A 4,095-nucleotide genomic window follows, 5' to 3' on the forward strand; every position below is an offset into this window, starting at 1 on the left:
GCTCCATTTGACGGATTTATAAAATCCATCAGCACCTCAAACGGGGATTATGTAGAACAGGGAGCTAATCTCGTTTCTATTGGAACTGATAAGTCACGTTTGCTTAAAACGCAATTAAGTGCTTCTCATAATCCGAGTAAAGAGGCAATCGCTAGCGTTTGGTTCAGAAATGATAAAGGAACCTGGAGTGAAGTAGAAGAAGGATCGATTGTTTCCGTAGGGAAAGAAGTAGAGGATCGCAAACCAATGATCCCGGTGTATATTAAAGTGAAAGATGTAGTTGAAATGCCTGAAGGTAGTTTTACTGAAGTACAGATCGCTCTTGGAGAGGCTGAAACCGGAATTGTGGTGCCTGAAGCTGCATTACTTGAAGATTACGGTAATTTTTCTGTGATCGTACAAACCGGGGGTGAAAGTTTCGAGAGAAGACCTGTGAAGATCGGCAAACGAAACGGAAAGAATGCGCAGGTCCTTAGCGGACTTGATGCCGGAGATGTTGTTGTGACCACCGGAAATTATCAGGTAAAGATGGCTTCAATGTCCGGACAAACACCTGCTCATGGGCATGATCATTAATATTGAAATAGAAATTAGATGTTAAATAAAATATTATCAATTTCACTTAAAAACAGGCTTCTGGTCCTTCTGGCGGCTGTGGTACTGAGCATCACCGGGTTTTACCTCGCACGTACTATGAACGTGGATGTATTCCCAGACCTTACCGCGCCTACCGTGACCATACTTACGGAAGCTCATGGAATGGAGAGTGAAGAGGTAGAGAAACTCGTAACCTACCAGCTCGAAACCGCGATGAACGGTTCGCCGAATGTAAGAAGGATTCGTTCTTCCTCAGCCGCGGGAATCTCCATCGTTTGGGTTGAATTCGACTGGGGTACTGATATTTACAAGGCAAGACAGATCGTAAGTGAACGTATTCCAATGGTTCGTGAAAACCTACCCACAGGAATAGGAGCTCCTACTATGGCACCCATTTCCTCGATTATGGGAGAAGTAATGCTATTGGGAGTCACTTCAGATAGTCTGAACCCAATGGAACTAAGAACATTATCTGACTGGCAGATACGTCCACGGATCAAGGCCATCGGAGGGATTGCAAACGTGGTGGTGATTGGAGGAGATTATAAACAATACCAGGTTTTTGCCGATCCCGGAAAAATGAAATATTACGATGTAAGTCTTGAAGAATTAACCGAGAAGGTTAAAGAGGCAAATACGAATGCTCCCGGTGGTTTTCTGAATCAATACGGAAATCAGTATATAATCAAAGGAAGTGGTAGAGCTTATGCGATAGATGATCTGGAGGAAGCTGTGGTAAAACAGGTGAACGGCCAGAGCATTAAGATCAAGGATATTGCGGAAGTTCAGATAGGCGCTGCCGATAAGATCGGGGATGGCTCCTTGAATGCGGAACCTGCGGTTATTTTGACAATTTCCAAGCAGCCCGATGTTAATACGCTGGAGCTCACGGAAAGACTGGATGAGGCCATTGCCGAACTGGAAACCAGTCTGCCGGAAAGCGTGGAGATCAAAAGTCAGATCTTCCGACAGGCAGACTTTATAGATGCTTCCATTAGCAACCTGAATATGACTTTGCTGGAAGGTGCCTTTTTTGTGGTCATTGTATTATTCATATTCCTGATGAACTGGCGTACCACCCTAATTTCACTGCTGGCGATCCCAATTTCGTTACTGGTATCGATTATCGTATTAAAAATGCTGGGTTATACCATCAATACCATGAGTTTGGGTGGAATGGCAATTGCAATTGGAGCACTGGTAGATGATGCTATTATTGATGTGGAGAATGTTTATAAACGCCTGCGCGAAAATATTCGAAAACCTAAAGCTGAAAGGCAGTCGGTGATCACCGTGGTAAGGGATGCGTCGGTGGAAATTAGAAGTTCCATTATCATAGCAACCCTTATCATTATTGTCTCTTTTGTGCCGCTGTTTTTCCTAGGCGGAATGGAAGGCCGATTGCTCAAACCTCTGGGAATTGCTTTTATCACTTCAGTATTGACGTCGCTGATTGTAGCGGTAACCGTTACTCCGGTGCTGTGTAGCTATCTTCTGAAAAAGGAGAAAATGCTGAAAAAGCAGTCCGAAGGAACAAAAGTGGAAAGATGGTTACAGAAGGCTTACGCCGATATTCTAAATCGAGCCTTAAAGATTCCTAAAACAGTGATCACGGTAACAGTAGTTGCCTTTCTACTAAGCATCACCTTATTTACACAATTGGGTAGAAGTTTTCTTCCCGAATTCAAGGAAGGATCAATGGTGATAAGTGTGGTTGGACCTCCATCCATGTCTCTGGAAGAAAGCAATAAGACCGGAAAACAGGTCGAACAATTATTGCTTGAAATGCCCGAAGTGGATGTGGTTACCAGAAGGACCGGTAGAGCTGAACTGGATGAGCATGCCCAGGGAGTAAATGCCGCCGAGATCGATGTACCATTCACCCTGGAAGATAAATCGAAAGAGGAATTCTTTGAGGACGTACGGGAGAAATTAAGTATCGTTCCGGGAGTTAATATTACGCTGGGGCAGCCTATAGCTCACCGTATTGACCATATGCTTTCAGGTACGAGAGCCAATATCGCGATTAAGATCTTTGGACCCGACCTGCAACAGCTATATGAAATAGGTAAAAACGTGGAGGAGAATATTACTCCTATCGATGGGCTTGCCGATGTAGCTGTTGATCAACAGATTGAAGTACCACAAATCAAGATCACTCCAAAACGCCAGATCTTATCAGCTTACGGGATGACCGTTGGTCAATTGATGGAGCAGGTGGATATCGCCTTTGCCGGTCATGAGGTAGGTGAGATTTATGAAGGTCAGAAGTATTTTGACCTGGTGGTTCGTTATAAGGAGGAGGGTAGGAACAGCATTGAGAAGATCAAAACCGCTTTGATAGGATTGCCAAATGGTTCACAGGTTCCATTGGAACAGCTCGCTAGTGTGTCGTCCGTAAGTAGTCCCAATACTATTAGTCGGGAAGATGTGCAAAGAAAGATCGTTGTTGCTGCCAATGTGCAGGGTCGCGATTTAAGAAGTGCGGTAGAAGAGATCCAGGAAACTGTGAATTCTTCGGTGACTATTCCAGAAGGCTATAGGATGCAATATGGTGGGCAATTTGAGAGTGAATCCAGAGCCTCACAAATGCTTTTGATCACTGCAATTATTGCAATCTTCGTGATCTTTCTCTTATTGTATTTTGAATTCAACAATGTGAAACTGGCTTTTGTGGTTCTCATAAATCTGCCATTGGCATTAATAGGTGGAATTCTGATCGTTTATTTTACATCAGGAATTGTAAGTATAGCTTCCACGATAGGTTTTATCAGTTTATTTGGGATCGCTACTCGAAACGGAATTTTACTGGTATCGAGATATGAAGATCTGCGGAAGGAAGGCCTTAGAGGATATGAGCTCATTAAATCTGGTGCGCTCGACAGGTTAAATCCAATTTTAATGACAGCGTTTACCACTGGATTGGCACTTATTCCACTAGCCTTAAAAGGAGGCGAACCGGGAAGTGAGATCCAGAGCCCAATGGCTGTTGTAATTCTTGGAGGATTGCTTTCAGCAACGGTACTGAACCTGGTTGTGATACCTTGCGTATATGAATTAGTTACGAGGAAAGATTAATCGACTTCTAAAATTTAAAAAAAATTGGCGGGCTCGATATAGAGTCCGCTTTTCATTTTTAGCAGCAATTGTTTCCTTCCTGAATGGGTGGACAGGCAACAGTACCATAAGAACAATAAAGCAGCAATCACCTTCCTTTGGTTTCAATAATTGACTGCAGTTTTCGCATTGGTAAAAAAACTGACAGGCTGTTGTGGACATTTCTTCTTCTCCTTTTCTTAATAAGATTATTTATAACCGTATCAAAATTATTTTTAGATTAACCTGTGGTTAATATAGTATATGTTAAAAATATATTTTAGATTTGCCTAAATAATATTTTAGGTAATGAAAATACAATGGTTTTGTCTGATTATTTCTATCGTTTTTTTTACATCCTGCGAAAAATTGGCTGATGAATATGGTCCTGTTCCTCCAAAG

At 42.5% G+C, this 4,095-nt stretch carries 2 protein-coding genes and 1 pseudogene; 2 read left to right on the forward strand and 1 reads right to left on the reverse strand.

The genetic code is table 11. The features are described from left to right. Together Q1K34_RS17780 and Q1K34_RS17785 are read left to right on the forward strand one after the other, a co-directional pair. The coding region (locus tag Q1K34_RS17780; protein ID WP_300442029.1) for an HlyD family efflux transporter periplasmic adaptor subunit at positions 1 to 576 on the forward strand (576 nt) is incomplete at its 5' end. An 18-nt stretch (positions 577 to 594) separates the two neighbouring features. Next, on the forward strand, positions 595 to 3,675 hold the full coding sequence (locus tag Q1K34_RS17785; RefSeq protein WP_300442033.1) for an efflux RND transporter permease subunit: 3,081 nt from the start codon (positions 595 to 597) through the stop codon (positions 3,673 to 3,675). Positions 3,676 to 3,733: 58 nt separating this feature from the next. On the opposite strand, the pseudogene Q1K34_RS17790 reads toward Q1K34_RS17785, so the two are convergent. Next, positions 3,734 to 3,906: pseudogene (locus Q1K34_RS17790) on the reverse strand (GDCCVxC domain-containing (seleno)protein). Positions 3,907 to 4,095 lie beyond the last annotated feature (189 nt).

Origin of the sequence: Christiangramia sp. (assembly GCF_029937855.1) — a bacterium.
Lineage (GTDB): Bacteria > Bacteroidota > Bacteroidia > Flavobacteriales > Flavobacteriaceae > Christiangramia.

Bases quoted from the DNA above. Each gene is read 5' to 3' on its own strand.
- Q1K34_RS17785 (WP_300442033.1), top strand. From the start codon at position 595: ATGTTAAATAAAATATTATCAATTTCACTTAAAAACAGGCTTCTGGTC.